Consider the following 14798-nt stretch of genomic DNA (forward strand, 5'->3'; position numbering starts at 1 on the left):
GGCCGGGTTCCGAAATTCTGTCGATAGAACAGGCCGCTTACGCCGCCATTGCCTTCCTGAGGTTCTCGTCGATCTTGTCGAGGAAGCCGGTGGTCGAAAGCCAGGGCTGGTCGGGGCCGATGAGGAGCGCCAAGTCCTTGGTCATGAAGCCCGACTCGACCGTATCGACGCAGACGCGCTCCAACGTTTCGGAAAACTTCGCGAGTTCGGCGTTGCCGTCGAGCTTGGCGCGGTGGGCGAGGCCGCGGGTCCAGGCGAAGATCGAGGCGATCGAGTTGGTCGAGGTTTCTTCGCCTTTCTGGTGCTGGCGGTAGTGGCGCGTCACCGTGCCGTGGGCGGCTTCCGCCTCGACCGTCTTTCCGTCCGGCGTCATCAGCACCGAGGTCATCAGGCCGAGCGAGCCGAAGCCCTGCGCGACGATGTCGGACTGCACGTCGCCGTCATAGTTCTTGCAGGCCCAGACATAGCCGCCGGACCACTTCAGCGCCGAGGCGACCATGTCGTCGATCAGGCGGTGTTCGTACCAGAGCTTCTCGGCCTTGAACTGGGCGGCGAATTCCTCGTCGAACACCTTCTGGAAGATGTCCTTGAAGCGGCCGTCATAGGCCTTCAGGATCGTGTTCTTGGTCGAGAGATAGACCGGAACCTTGCGCTGCAGGCCGTAGTTGAATGAGGCGCGCGCGAATTCGGTGATCGATTCGTCCAGGTTGTACATTGCGAGTGCCACGCCGGCGCCCGGCGCGTCGTAAACGTCATGCTCGATCGTCTGGCCGTCTTCGCCGACGAACTTGATCGAGAGCTTGCCCTTGCCCGGGAATTTGAAATCGGTTGCGCGGTACTGATCGCCGAAGGCGTGGCGGCCGACGATGATCGGCTTGGTCCAGCCGGGAACGAGGCGCGGCACGTTCTTGCAGATGATCGGCTCGCGGAAGATGACGCCGCCGAGGATGTTGCGGATCGTGCCGTTCGGCGACTTCCACATCTTCTTCAGCTTGAACTCCTCGACGCGGCCTTCGTCCGGCGTGATCGTGGCGCATTTGACCCCGACACCGTGTTTCTTGATGGCGTTTGCGGCGTCGATCGTCACCTGGTCGTCGGTTGCATCACGGTTTTCGACGCCGAGGTCGTAATATTCGAGATCGAGGTCGAGATAAGGATGGATCAGCTTGTCCTTGATGAACTGCCAGATGATGCGGGTCATCTCGTCGCCGTCGAGTTCGACGACCGGATTGGCGACCTTGATCTTTGCCATTGATATGCCTCGTAGCTTGCGGAACACCGCGTGCGGCATTCCGACGGTGGGAGAAATCCAGAGCCCTATAGCACTGTGAGCCAGCAAGGCAAAGCATGCTTGGCCGAAACTTTGGACCAAGGCGGCGAGCTCGGAATCGGCCGGTCGCGTCCGGTCTTCAGACCGGGGGCCGGTCATCTCACCGCTTTGAAAAGACCGCGCGAAAGGCTATTTCAGAAATCGAGCGGCGGCGTGCTTCAACTGTTTTTTGCGTGTCGTCATCCCAGAAACGCTGCACGCTGCGGGCGTGCGGACAGGCAGAGGCGCCATGACGTTCAGGCTTCGCTTGCGGGACTGGCTGCTGGCCAATGATCCGGCCTTTTCCCGGCTGCGGCAGGCGTCCCGCATAACGGCGACGGTGGTGATCTCGGTCGCTCTGCTGATCGCCTTCCATTTCATCGCCACACCGCTGCCGCCGGCCGCCTATGGGCTTGCGATAACGCTTTCGATCGAAGGCGGTCTGGCGGTTCGCGACCGGACGGCCTCGGAACAACTGGTCACGCGTATTCTGGCGGTCGTCACGGGCGTTGCGATGGTCACGCTCGCCTCTACGCTGGAGCGCTACCGGCACGTTTCCGATCTCGTTTTTCTCGTGGTGATCTTCGTAGCCGTCTATGGCCGCGCCTTCGGTCAGCGGTGGTTCGCCGTCGGCATGTTCGCCTTCATGTCCTATTTCACCGGAGCCTATCTGCGCCCGTCGCTGGATCAGTTGCCGGCGCTCGTTCTCGGTGCCGGAATCTCGGCGGCGACCGCGCATCTTGTGCGAACCGTCCTTCTTCCGGACGACCGCTACCGTGATCTTCTGAGGGCGATTGCGAGCGTCCAGCAGAGGGTGGATGAAATCCTTCATGAGATCGCAGCGGCTGCGCGCAGGCCCATTCTCAAGGCTGCCGATCGCCGCAGGCTGCACGCGCTGGAGGAGAGGTTGAAGGAAGCCGTGTTGATGGCGGAGAGCTTCATTGCGACGGACAACCGCCGCCCGGCGCCGGAACCCGGCGTCGTCTCTGCGGACCTCGCCATCGGGCTCTTCGACATTCACCTTGCGGCCGAGAGCGTGATCCTGCTCAGCCTTCAGGCAATGCCGCCTGCGATAGTTGTCGACGCAGCCCTGGCGAAAAATTCGGGCGAGATAGAACGGGGAATGCAGTCGCTGGGCGAGGCGAATGTCAGGCAGCTCGAGGCGGCCAGGGCTCTGCTTTGGCTTCATACGGTTCGAGATCGCCTCGATCGCAGTCTGGGCGCCCTCAAGGAGGCGGACTTCGACGAACCGCATCCGGTTCCATCTCCTGAGCCCTTGGCGGCAGTGGCTCGCTTTTCCATGGCCGACCCAGCTTTACGGAGCGCGATCCAGATTACCCTCGCCTCGGGCATCGCAATGGTGTTCGGCCTGATGCTTTCGCGCGAGCGCTGGTTCTGGGCGGTTCTCGCCGCGTTCCTCGTCTTCACCAATACGCGCTCCCGCGGTGATACCGCAGTGAAGGCCTTGCAGCGGTCGGCCGGCACATTGGCGGGCATCGTCGTCGGACTTGCGGCGGCAAGCGCGATCGGCGGGACTGTCTATACGGTCCTGCCCCTTGGTGCGGCCTGCATCTTTCTGGCCTTCTATTTCCTCCCGGTCTCCTACGCGACCATGACGTTCTTCGTCTCGGTCGTCCTCTCTCTCGCCTACAGCCTGCTCGGCGTTTTGACGCCGCAGCTTCTGGAGCTGCGTCTCGAGGAGACGCTTGTCGGCTCGGTCGCCGGCGCGGCGGTGGCCTTCGTCGTGTTTCCGACGAAAACCCGCACGACGCTCGATGGCGCGATCAGAAACTGGTGCGACAAGCTCGCCGAATTGCTGGAGGAGGCAAGGAGGGGAACGTCCGGCCTTGATCTCGTCACCCGGTCGCAGGCGCTCGACCGCGCCTACAGGGACCTGGCCGCTGCCGCCAAACCGCTCGGCGTCTCCTGGCAGCTCGTCACCCGCCCGGGGCATGTGCGCCAGACCCTGGCGGTGTTCATGGGCTGCACCTATTGGGCGCGCATATTCGCGCGAAAGATGTCGCAGGCCGCGGAAAGCCCGGATGACTTCGCGGCGCAGATCGCGGAAAATCTGAAGCTCGCAAGCAAGGTGCGCGAAACCGGAGCGGACTATTTCTATCGGTCCCGGAGCGTCGCTGCGCCGGTCGAGCGTCATCTGCCGGTATCGCGCGACGACGCAGGCCTTGGGCTGGAGATGGTTGCCGTTTCGCTCGAGCGTCTTCATTCGCCGCGCGTGCGGCCCGCCGGGCAGGAGCGCGGGCTTTAAATCCGCCTCCATATATGCGAGGGAAGCGCCGAACAGAAGGCACACAGGCGATGGCAGGCACAAACAGCGAACGCGAACTTTTGACGGAAGGTCCGGCGATCATTCTCGCCTTTCCCCAGCTCGGCGAGAATATCGGCATGGTGGCGCGCGCCATGGCGAATTTCGGCCTGTCCGAACTGCGCCTCGTCAGCCCGCGCGATGGCTGGCCGAGTGAAAAGGCACGCTCCGCCGCCAGCCGCGCCGATCACGTGATCGACGGCGCCAAGCTCTACGAAACGCTCGAAGAGGCGCTCGCCGACCTCAATTTCGTCTACGCGACCACCGCGCGCGACCGCGACGGCTTCAAACCCGTGCGCTCGCCGATCGTCGCCGCCCGGGAACTCCGTCACCGGTTCAAGGAGGGCGAGAAGGTCGGCATCATTTTCGGCCGCGAGCGCACCGGACTGACCAATGCCGAGGTCGCGCTTGCCGACGAGATCGTGACCTTTCCGGTCAATCCCGCCTTCGCTTCGCTGAACCTCGCCCAGGCAGTGCTGCTCATGTCCTATGAGTGGCTGAAGACCGGCATGACCTCCGAGGACGAGACATCTTTCCAGGCGAGCCAGCAGCGCCCGGCGACGAAGGAGCAGTTGCATGGGCTCTGCGAGCATCTGGAAGAGGCGCTCGACGCGCGCAACTATTTCCGTTCCGCCGACAAAAAGCCGAAATTGGTCGAGAATCTGCGCGCGGTTCTGACCAGACCATCCTTTACCGAATCGGAAATCCAGGTGCTGCGCGGCGTCATTTCTTCGCTCGACCGTTTCACGCGGGAAAATCCGCGTGGCTCCGCAGCTCCGCCCGGGCATAGCAGGAAAGAACAGAGCGGCGGTGACAAAGACTGAGCTGAAGCCCATTCTCGTCTTCGACAGCGGGATCGGTGGCCTGACGGTGCTGCGCGAGGCGCGCGTGCTGATGCCGGAGCGGCATTTCATCTACGTCGCCGACGATGCCGGTTTTCCCTATGGCGGCTGGGAGGAGGGCGCTCTGAAGGAGCGGGTGATCGCTCTATTCGGTCGGCTGCTTGCCGAGCATGATCCGGAAATCTGCATCATAGCCTGCAATACGGCATTCACGCTCGTCGGCGCGGATCTGCGCGCCGCGTATCCGCAGATGACCTTCGTCGGCACCGTTCCGGCCATCAAGCCTGCGGCCGAGCGCACCCGTTCGGGCCTCGTTTCGGTGCTTGCGACTCCGGGCACCGTGAAGCGCGCCTACACCCGCGATCTCATTCAGTCCTTCGCCTCGCAATGTCACGTCAGACTGGTCGGCTCGGAGAACCTCGCGCGCATGGCGGAAGCCTATATTCGCGGCGACGCATTGGGTGATGAGGCGGTTTTCGCCGAGATCGCGCCCTGCTTCGTGGAGGCGGAGGGAAAGAGAACCGATATCGTCGTGCTGGCCTGCACCCACTATCCTTTCATGGCCAATGTTTTCCGCCGGCTGGCGCCCTGGCCGGTAGACTGGCTGGATCCGGCCGAAGCGATCGCGAGGCGGGCGCGTTCGCTGGTGCCGCTGCCGAACGGGTTCGAGCCATTGAACGGCGAGGACCCGGCGATCTTCACATCGGGCAACCCCGATTTCGCGACACGCCGTCTGATGCAAGGCTTCGGCTTGAGAGTTGTTGCGGCTGCCGCAACTGCGGACAGGCGCGAAGCGGTCACCTAAATCGGCGCACGACATTGCTGCGCATGTCCGAGAGCGGCATTCGAGCGCCAACTATTCCCTGTGGGTTTCCATAATCGGCGGCACGTTCGAGCGCGATCCATGCTAGGTGTTGCCCGTTTTGGCGACCCGTCCGCGGCCGCGAATCAACCCGTCAAGAAGAGGTAAGGATGAAAGTCGGCATCGACATGGGAACGACGTCCGAAGGGACCTCGGCCTCGCTCGATATCGAAGAGCTTCTGGCGACGCGTCTTCTCGTGCAGGGCAATTCCGGCTCCGGCAAGTCGCATCTGCTCCGCCGTCTGCTGGAACAATCCGCGCCCTGGGTGCAGCAGTGCATCATCGATCCGGAAGGCGATTTCGTCACGCTTGCCGACAAGTTCGGCCATGTGGTGATCGAGGGGGAGCGTACCGATGCGGAGCTCATCGGCATCGCCACCCGCATCCGCCAATACCGCGTTTCCTGCGTGCTTTCCCTCGAAGGGCTGGATGTCGAGCAGCAGATGCGCAGCGCCGGCGTGTTTCTGAATGCAATGTTCGATGCGGACCGGGAATATTGGTATCCCGTTCTGGTGGTCGTCGACGAGGCGCAGATGTTCGCACCGTCGGTCGGCGGCGACGTCTCGGAGGAAATACGCAAGGTTTCGCTCGGCGCGATGACCAATCTCATGTGCCGCGGCCGCAAGCGCGGACTTGCCGGCGTCATCGCCACCCAGCGCCTCGCCAAGCTCGCCAAGAACGTGGCGGCAGAGGCCTCGAACTTCCTGATGGGACGCACCTTCCTCGACATCGACATGCTGCGTGCCGCCGATCTGCTCGGCATGGACCGGCGCACCGCCGAGATGTTTCGCGACCTGAAGCGGGGCTCCTTCGTGGCGCTCGGTCCCGCGCTTTCCCGCCGGCCGTTGAGGGTAACGATCGGTTCGGTCGAGACCTCGGCACGGTCGATGAGCCCGAAGCTGATGCCGCTGCCCGAAGCGCCGCAGGACGTGGCGGACCTGATCTTCACGCCCGACCCAGAGGAATTCACCCGCCCGGTCGTCCGCCGCACAGCGCCGCAGCCGCGCCCCGCGAGCGATATTCTCGCGGAGCTGTCGCGACCAAGGCCCGAGCCCGCAGCGCCCGTGGAGGCCAAGCCGGTGCAACCGGAAATCTCGGCGGAGGAGCGGGATGCGCTGATCGGCAGCCTCTTTGCCGAAATCGTTGCAAATCCGGAAGCCGCGTTCAGGCCCGATGCGGAGCTCTACCAGGACTTTCTCGTGCGCTGCCGCATTCGCCGCGTCCCCGGACCCGCGCTCTCCTTGAGCGCATTCCGCCGCAAGATGGCCGTTGCCCGATCGGGCATCGATGCCGAGACGGCGGAAAGCGAGGATTGGGCCTCGGCGATTGGGCTGGCCGACCGGGTGACGGAAGACCTGCAGGCGGTTTTCCTGATGTTGGCACAGGCGGCCCTGCGCGGGCTGCCTTGTCCGTCGGACGCTATGATCGCCCGTGCCTACGGAACGCATTCGGCCCGTCGCGCACGGCGATTGCTCGGTTATTTCGAAGAGCAGGGGCTCGTCGTGGTGCATGCGGATTTCTCCGGCAAGCGCATCGTCGCTTTCCCCGACCTCGGCAAGGAAACGGCTCCGGGCGACGCCAATGCCCCGGACACGGGCGATTCAACGCGCGCGGCCGCCGAGTGAAATTGCATTCGGAAGTGCGGCTGAATTTGCCATTGTTCCTGTCATATTCCGTTGACAATTCGCCGCCCAGTGCTTAAAGACCCGCTCAACGCCGGGCAGTGATGCCCGGTGTTTCATTTGACATGTCCCGTGGTTTCTCCGGCAGCGTGATCGTGAGAAGCCTGTCAGAGCCCCAAAAATGGGTTCAGAGGAGGGCGTGTTTCCTTGATCCGGTTTGGCAGCAAACCGGTGTAACACTTTGAAAGGAAATGCGATGAGCAAGCGCGAGTCGTCCAAGTACAAAATTGACCGCCGTATGGGCGAAAATATCTGGGGCCGTCCGAAGTCCCCGGTGAACCGTCGCGAATATGGCCCGGGCCAGCACGGCCAGCGCCGCAAGTCCAAGCTTTCCGACTTCGGCGTGCAGCTGCGCGCCAAGCAGAAGCTGAAGGGCTACTACGGCGATATCCGTGAAAAGCAGTTCCGTGCGATCTTCGCCGAAGCATCGCGCCGCAAGGGCGACACCCCGGAGAACCTGGTCGGCCTGCTCGAATCGCGCCTCGACGCGATCGTTTACCGCGCCAAGTTCGTTCCGACCGTTTTCGCCGCGCGCCAGTTCGTCAACCATGGCCACGTCAAGGTCAACGGCGTTCGCGTCAACATCGGTTCCTACCGCTGCAAGCCGGGCGACGTCATCGAAGTCAAAGAAAAATCCAAGCAGCTCGTTACGGTGCTCGAAGCCGTACAGCTCGCCGAGCGTGACGTTCCTGATTACATCGAAGCCGATCACAACAAGATGGTCGCGACCTTCGTTCGCGTTCCCGCGCTCTCGGACGTGCCGTACCCGGTCGTCATGGAGCCGCACCTGGTCGTCGAATTTTATTCGCGTTAATCAGGCCCGCCTGAACGAATTGGAAAGCCGCCCGGAGACGGGCGGTTTTTTTGTACGAAGTTGCCGGACGAATCCCATAGACTGGAGGCGGGCGCAGGACGGAGTGTCCTGAACGAGACCGCTTCCGAAGTGAGAAGTGCCGTATGCGTGAGCCGAAACCGCAAGAAGACCTCCAGGCGATCATCGACGACATCTTTCTGGAACTGACGCCGCGCCTCGGCGAAGGGAAGGTTGCGGATTATATTCCGCAGCTAGCACGCGTCGATGCCCGCCACTTCGGCATGGCGATCGTCACAACGGGCGGCAAGGTCTATCGCGCCGGCGATGCGGAGATGCCGTTCTCCATTCAAAGCATCTCCAAGGTGTTCACGCTCACGCTGGCGCTGGGCAAACACGGCGAAAACATCTGGAACCGGGTTGGGCGCGAGCCTTCGGGCTCGGCCTTCAATTCGATCGTGCAGCTCGAGCATGAGGGCGGCAAGCCGCGCAACCCCTTCATCAATGCCGGCGCGATCAGGATAAGCGATCTCATTCTCGCCGGCCACACGCCGAAGGAGCTGATCGGGGAGATCGTTCGCTTCGTTCGTTATCTCGCGGATGACGAGGACATCGTGATCGATCATGAAGTCGCGCGCTCGGAGACCGCGACCGGTTACCGCAACATCGCGCTTGCGAATTTCATGCGCTCCTTCGGCCGGCTCGATCATCCGGTCGAGCACGTGCTCGGCGTCTATTTCCATCATTGCGCGCTCGCGATGACCTGTAGCCAGCTCGCCAAAGCCGGTCTGTTTCTGGCCGCCGGCGGCACCAACCCGCTGACCGGGCATTCGGTCGTGTCGCGCCAGCGCGCGCGGCGCATCAATGCGCTTATGCTCACCTGCGGCCATTATGACGGCTCCGGGGATTTTGCCTACCGGGTCGGTCTGCCGGGGAAGAGCGGCGTCGGCGGCGGCATCATGGCGGTGGCGCCGGGCAAGGCGTCTATTGCCGTCTGGTCGCCGGGGCTCAACGAATACGGCAATTCGCTGCTGGGGTCGCTGGCGCTCGAAATGCTGGCTGCGCGTACGGGTTGGTCGGTGTTCGGGCCGTAAGCGCGCGGAAAGCCGCCGCCCCTGTACCCTTCACGGGACGCCGGGGGCCCACACGCCCGTTTTTTCTTGATCTTCCCGGCCGGACGGGGCAAGTGCTGCTTCAGAAAACGAAGCGCAACCTGCGCTCTGCACAATCCGAGATTGCCGCCATGGAAGTCGCACAATCCTCCCCCGACAAGACAGGCAGCGTCATTGAAGATGACGCTGCCTTCGAAGGTGCGGCCCATCCGCTTTTTTCGCGCATGCCGTCCTCCGTCTCCTTCAACAAGCTGCGCAAGCGCCTGCTCAGGCAGGTGCGCCAGGCGCTCGACGATTTCGGCATGCTCAAGGGCTCCAGACGCTGGCTTGTCGGCGTGTCGGGTGGAAAGGACAGCTACAGCCTGCTGGCGCTGCTGATCGACCTGCAGTGGCGGGGTCTGCTTCCCGTCGAAATCGTCGCCTGCAATCTGGATCAGGGGCAGCCGAACTTTCCGAAGCATGTCCTGCCCGACTATCTCCGGTCCATCGGCGTCGAGCACCGCATCGAATACCGCGACACCTATTCGATAGTGAAAGAGAAGGTGCCGGCGGGCGCGACCTATTGTTCGCTCTGTTCACGGCTGCGGCGCGGCAATCTTTATCGCATCGCCCGGGAGGAGGGCTGCGACGCATTGGTGCTTGGCCATCATCGGGAAGACATCCTCGAGACCTTCTTCATGAACTTTTTCCATGGCGGGCGCCTGGCGTCGATGCCGGCAAAGCTTCTCAACGACGAGGGCGATCTGATGGTCCTGCGGCCGCTTGCCTATGCGGCGGAGGACGATCTGGCGAAGTTCGCCGCGGCCATGGAGTTCCCGATCATCCCCTGCGACCTCTGTGGTTCGCAGGATGGGCTCGAGCGCAACGCAATGAAGGCGATGCTTGCGGATATCGAGCGGCGCATGCCGGGCCGCAAGGACACGATGCTGCGCGCGCTCGGACACGTGAACGCCTCGCATCTGCTCGATCCGAAGCTTTTCGACTTCCAATCCCTCTCTCCGGAGCCCAAAGAATGAGCCATTCCGTCGACATCGCCGCACTTGCCAACCTGCTGCAGGAAGCGGCGGTAAAGGAAATCCTCCCGCGCTTTCGCAATCTTGGCTCCGGCGATGTGCGGATGAAATCGGAAGCGATCGACCTGGTGACGGAAGGCGACGAGGCCGCCGAGAGGCTGATCAAGGCGAATATCGACGCGATTGCGCCGGGGGCCGTGTTCATCGGCGAGGAATCCGTCGCCGCCGATCCGGCGCTCCTCGACAAGCTCGCCGGTGCCGATCTCGCGATCGTCGTCGATCCGATCGACGGCACCTTCAATTTCGCGGCCGGCCTGCCGCTCTTCGGTGTGATGGCGAGCGTCGTCGCCGGGGGAGAGACCGTCGCAGGGATCATCTACGATCCGCTCGGCAACGACTGGGTCATCGCCGAGCGGGGCTCCGGCGCGTGGATGTGCCGGCCCGACGGGACGCAGGAGAGACTGTCGGTCACAGCCGGGGTCACCGTCGACAACATGGTAGGCGTCGCATCGGCCGGGTTTTACGCGCAGGCCGAGCGCCGCATCGTCATGGGCAATATGGCAAAGGTCCGGATGGCCACGAGCTATCGCTGCGCGGCGCATGAATACCGAATCTTTGCCGGCGGTCATCTGCACTTCCTGATGTATCAGAAGCTTATGCCCTGGGACCACCTTGCCGGCACCCTGATCGCCGAAGAGGCCGGCGCCTATGCGGCCCGTTTCGACGGCTCGCGTTATCTGCCCGCGCACACGAACGGCGGGCTGCTTCTGGCGACCGACAAGGAGAGCTGGGAGGAGTTGCGGCGCGAGGTCTTCACCGTCTGATCTGAAAAGCCCTTTCGAATGACAGAGGCCGCCCGGTTTTCCGGGCGGCCTCTGTCGTTAGACCCGATGCACGAAAAACCGCTACACGGTATTCGACACCGTGTCCAAGCTCTGGCGGATCACCCTGAACAGGAAGGTTGGGTACGTCGAAAGGCGCGGAAGAATCCTAGAAGCTCTGCCAGCGAATTTTGAGACTCAATTTGATCAAAGCCGAACGCATGGCCTTGATTGGCGTATCAATGATATCAGAAGCCGATAAGTGATCGTCTTCGGACGAGGTCTTTGGCGCTGGAGTAAACATTGTCTGAGAATGATTATGATGCGTTTGCAGCGGCCTATGACGCTGACAACGAGAACAATGCCTGGAATGCCTATTACGAGCGGCCAGCCATTCTTTCGATGGTTGGAGATGTCACCGGGCTTCGGGTGTTTGACGCAGGGTGCGGCGGCGGAGCCCATGCTGCGGCGCTCCTCGACCGAGGGGCAATTCTAACCGGTATCGACTCAAGTGCCGGACTGCTCGAGATCGCACAACGCCGCCTTGACGGCCGGGCGCGATTGTTGGTGGCGGATCTGAACGAACCGCTGCCCTTCGACGATGGTTGCTTCGATTTGATCCTTGCCTCCCTTGTCATGCACTATCTGCCAGACTGGGCACATCCCCTTTCGGAATTCGCCCGTCTGCTGCCCCAAGGCGGCCGCCTGGTTTTCTCCACGCACCACCCTTTTATGGATCACGAGTTGGCGGGTCGCGAGAACTATTTCGAGACCTATAGCTTCAGCGAAACGTGGCAGCGTGGCGGGAAGGCCATCACAATGCGCTTCTGGCATCGTCCACTTCACGCCATGGTTGATGCATTGAGGGCAGCGGGGTTCCAACTCGAGTCGCTGAACGAACCTCAGCCCGATCCTGGTGCCCACTCACGCTTCCCAGAGGCATATCAGACCCTGACGACCAAGCCGCGATTTCTCTTCTTTTCGGCGGTGAAAGCGTGAGGGCCACTCTTGTGGGGCAAAGCCAATGTCAATCGCTCGCGAAGCAGACAACAAAAGCAGTGCCCTCCTGGGTGGGCACTGCTTGCCATCAATCGGGGGCTCTAAAGGTGTCCGCCGCCGCCGTGTTCGTGCGTTCCATCGCTGTCGCCCGGATGGGTGAACAGCTTTCCATTTTCCGCCCAGAGCGTTGCGAGGATGGTCAGCACGCCGAACAGGGCGTAACCGCCGAACAGCGGCTGTAGCGTCCCGTTGAAGAGCTGGCCGACGGCACCGCCGATCAGCGCACCGCCGGTGGTGGAGACGAAACCGGTGACGGCGGTTGCCGTGCCCGCCAGATGTCCCATCGGCTCGAGGCTGATGGCGGTGAAGTTGGTGGCGATGACGGCGAAGAACATCAGCAATAACGAAAACAGGAGATAGCTGATGGCGAAGGCCGGAGTGCCCGCGAGCGACAGGACGTAACCGGTCGCAGCAAAGAGGGTGAAGAGGATCATAGCGGCATGCGAGATGCGGCGCATGCCGAAACTGCGCACGAAATACCCGTTGGCGAAGTTCGCGACCGCTATCCCGCCCGCGGTGCCCGCAAAGGCGATAGGCATCCAGTCACTGAGGTTGTAGACCTCGCCGAAGACCTGCTGAACGCTGACGACATAGGCGCAAATGACGGCGGTAAACAGGGTCATTCCGATCATGTAGCCGCAGGTGATGCGGTTCGTGAGCACCGTGCGGAAGCCGGAAAGGACCGCTCCCACCGAAAGCGGCAGACGTTCCTCCTTCGGCAGAGACTCCTTCATCCGGGTCAACGCCCAGACGAACAGGGCGGTGCCGACGACGCCGATCAGGATGAAGATCCAGTGCCAGTCGGCATAGGCGATCACCACTTGGCCAAGTGTCGGAGCGACGATCGGGACGATCATGAAGACGATCATGACATAGGACATGACGCGCGCCATGTCGCGGCCGCCGAAACAGTCGCGGACGATCGCCATGGTCGTGATGCGGACGGCGGCACCGCCGATCCCCTGGATGAAGCGGAGAAGGAGCAGCGTCTCTATGCTTTCGACCCAGGAGGCGGCGAACATCGACAGGCTGAAGAGCGCAAGGCCGCAAAGGAGAACTGACCGGCGCCCGAAGGCATCCGAGAGGCTCCCGAAGAATATCTGGGAGAGGCCGAAGCCGAGGAAGAAGACGCCGATCACGAGTTGCGTATCGTTGGCGTTGGCAACGTTGAGCGTCTGGCCGATGCTCGGCAGAGCCGGCAGCATGCTGTCGATCGCGAGCGCAATGCTCGCGGTCATGACCGCAATGGTGACGATGAATTCGACAAGGCCCATTCCGAGGCGCGCGGCGCCCGAAGCCTGATCGGCATGGCCCGATGATTGTTCACCAAGCGAAGATTGTTGGGAAACGGAAGTCATGTTCAAAACATCCAAAATGGATTGGGAGGAAAAATCGGTATACTGGAGCCGATCCGGCTAGCCTGCCGGATTGTGCGGTTTGAAGAGCTTGCCGCCCTCTGCGATCAGCACGCAGACAAGCGCGACGAGTGCGACCGTGAAGAAGCCGACCGCAAGGGGCGTGACGCTGTTATCGAATGCCTGGCCGATGAACGCGCCGATGATTCCGCCGCCGATCGTCTGCGTGAAGCCGAGAACGGATGAGGCGGTGCCGGCCACGTGGCCGAGCGGCTCCATCGCCATGGCGTTGAAGTTGGCGGCGATCAGCCCGAACTGGAACATGGTGGCTGCATGAAGGAGCATGAAGACCGGCAAAGGCAGCGGCCCGATCAATGAAGCCGACATCCAGATGAAACTTGCCAGAGTGAAGCCGAGAAGCGCGGCATGCGACAATGCCCGCATGCCGAACGTCCGGACAAGTCGCGAATTGGTAAAGGAGGCGACCGCCATCATGCCGGCGAAAGCGGCGAATACTGCCGGAAACCAGACGCCCAGGCCATAGACGCCGACGAGAATCTGTTGCGCCGAGTTGATGAAACCGAAGAGACCGCCGAGAAGGGCCGACGTCGCGAGCGTATAGAACAGCGCCAGCCGGTTCGTCAGCACGATGCGGAAGCCCGCAAGTATGGACGAGGCCGTGAAGGGGCGCCGGTTGGTGGGGGCCAAAGTCTCACGAAGGCGCAAGGCGACCGGAAGCGCTACGGCAACCGCGAACATTGCGATCACGACGAAGATCATGTGCCATTCGGAAAAGAGCATGATCAATTGTCCGATGCTCGGTGCGATGACCGGGACGATCATGAACACCATCATTACCAGCGACATGATCTCGGCCATCTGCCGCCCGCCATAGACGTCGCGCACGATGGAAACGGTGATGACGCGGGTTGCCGCCGCGCCTATGCCCTGGACGAGCCGAAGGAACAGGAGTGTCGTGAAGGTCGGTACGAACACGATCGCGAGGGCGCTGACGCCGTAAAGGGCCAGCCCGCCCAACAAGGGTGCCTTTCGCCCGAATCGGTCGGACAGGGGGCCGAAGAACAGTTGCGCGAACCCCATGCCGAGCAGGTAGGCGGTTATGACGTATTGCCGATGGTTCTCATCTGCCACGCCGAGGCTCGCGCCGATTTCCTGCAGCCCGGGCAACATGATGTCGATCGAGATCGCATTGATGGACATCAGCATGGCCATCAATGCAATGAACTGGACTTTCGTCAGCCCGGAGAGGGTGGCGGCTTGGTCTATGGGCCTTGTCATTTCATACATCCTGCCGGCTGCCGCTTTCCCGCAGCCGGTTCTTTGCCACGCCGAGCCAGTGCGTGGCACGTTTCGCAATGATTAGGATCTGCTGAATAAATTCAGTCTTTTGTTGTGTCGGATCGAAGAAGGACGCAGTACTCGCCGGCGCAAATCGGAGGAGGCCGCACCCCTGGGCAGGGCTGCATACGAGACCGCGCGCCCGGTCGTCCATGACGCCCATGATCGGCGTGAACTTCGCCGCCCGCTCATGAAGCGTATCGAAAATTAGACGCGCGGCATATTGCTTCGGAATCAAAAAAGGCGGTTA

Annotated in this window: 13 protein-coding genes; 9 read left to right on the forward strand and 4 right to left on the reverse strand. The window is 62.2% G+C overall.

Annotation, left to right across the window (positions count from 1 at the left end):
• Positions 1-37 precede the first annotated feature (37 nt).
• Positions 38-1252, reverse strand: coding sequence for an NADP-dependent isocitrate dehydrogenase (locus AC6CIG_RS07855; protein WP_010969471.1), 1215 nt, complete (start codon positions 1250-1252; stop codon positions 38-40).
• A 307-nt stretch (positions 1253-1559) separates the two neighbouring features.
• Here AC6CIG_RS07855 and AC6CIG_RS07860 point away from each other — a divergent pair, with 307 nt between their 5' ends.
• The 9 genes from AC6CIG_RS07860 to AC6CIG_RS07900 all read left to right on the forward strand — a co-directional run bounded on the left by AC6CIG_RS07860 (position 1560) and on the right by AC6CIG_RS07900 (position 11774).
• Entirely contained in the window at positions 1560-3575 is a 2016-nt protein-coding gene (locus AC6CIG_RS07860; protein WP_437407658.1) for an FUSC family protein, read from the forward strand.
• Between the two features lie 50 nt (positions 3576-3625).
• Entirely contained in the window at positions 3626-4456 is an 831-nt protein-coding gene (locus tag AC6CIG_RS07865) for an RNA methyltransferase (RefSeq protein ID WP_018095098.1), read from the forward strand.
• Positions 4443-5279 (forward strand): glutamate racemase, encoded by an 837-nt coding sequence (gene murI, locus AC6CIG_RS07870; protein WP_127712541.1) that lies wholly within the window; start codon positions 4443-4445, stop codon positions 5277-5279. Before AC6CIG_RS07865 ends, murI begins: the two co-directional genes overlap by 14 nt.
• Before the next feature lie 167 nt (positions 5280-5446).
• Complete coding sequence (locus tag AC6CIG_RS07875) at positions 5447-6961, forward strand: ATP-binding protein (protein ID WP_127712540.1); 1515 nt, start codon at positions 5447-5449, stop codon at positions 6959-6961.
• Positions 6962-7214: 253 nt separating this feature from the next.
• A complete protein-coding gene (gene rpsD / locus AC6CIG_RS07880) occupies positions 7215-7832 on the forward strand; it encodes a 30S ribosomal protein S4 (RefSeq protein ID WP_003533017.1) in 618 nt (205 codons plus the stop codon).
• Between the two features lie 143 nt (positions 7833-7975).
• Positions 7976-8923, forward strand: coding sequence for a glutaminase (locus AC6CIG_RS07885; RefSeq protein WP_018095095.1), 948 nt, complete (start codon positions 7976-7978; stop codon positions 8921-8923).
• A gap of 149 nt (positions 8924-9072) precedes the next feature.
• The gene (gene ttcA / locus AC6CIG_RS07890; RefSeq protein ID WP_437407818.1) at positions 9073-9957 is read left to right on the forward strand and encodes a tRNA 2-thiocytidine(32) synthetase TtcA; all 885 of its coding nucleotides are present in this window, start codon (positions 9073-9075) and stop codon (positions 9955-9957) included.
• Positions 9954-10778, forward strand: coding sequence for an inositol monophosphatase family protein (locus tag AC6CIG_RS07895; RefSeq protein ID WP_018095093.1), 825 nt, complete (start codon positions 9954-9956; stop codon positions 10776-10778). Before ttcA ends, AC6CIG_RS07895 begins: the two co-directional genes overlap by 4 nt.
• A gap of 300 nt (positions 10779-11078) precedes the next feature.
• Complete coding sequence (locus AC6CIG_RS07900) at positions 11079-11774, forward strand: class I SAM-dependent methyltransferase (protein WP_437407659.1); 696 nt, start codon at positions 11079-11081, stop codon at positions 11772-11774.
• Positions 11775-11875: 101 nt separating this feature from the next.
• On the opposite strand, the gene AC6CIG_RS07905 is transcribed toward AC6CIG_RS07900, so the two are convergent.
• The 3 genes from AC6CIG_RS07905 to AC6CIG_RS07915 are packed head-to-tail and all read right to left on the reverse strand — an operon-like array spanning position 11876 to position 14786.
• On the reverse strand, positions 11876-13192 hold the full coding sequence (locus tag AC6CIG_RS07905; RefSeq protein ID WP_018095091.1) for a multidrug effflux MFS transporter: 1317 nt from the start codon (positions 13190-13192) through the stop codon (positions 11876-11878).
• Between the two features lie 57 nt (positions 13193-13249).
• Complete coding sequence (locus AC6CIG_RS07910; protein ID WP_018095090.1) at positions 13250-14497, reverse strand: multidrug effflux MFS transporter; 1248 nt, start codon at positions 14495-14497, stop codon at positions 13250-13252.
• Positions 14490-14786 (reverse strand): hypothetical protein, encoded by a 297-nt coding sequence (locus AC6CIG_RS07915; protein WP_127712536.1) that lies wholly within the window; start codon positions 14784-14786, stop codon positions 14490-14492. The genes AC6CIG_RS07910 and AC6CIG_RS07915 overlap by 8 nt, the downstream gene beginning before the upstream one ends.
• Positions 14787-14798 lie beyond the last annotated feature (12 nt).

Source organism: Sinorhizobium sp. GQ132, assembly GCF_059758575.1.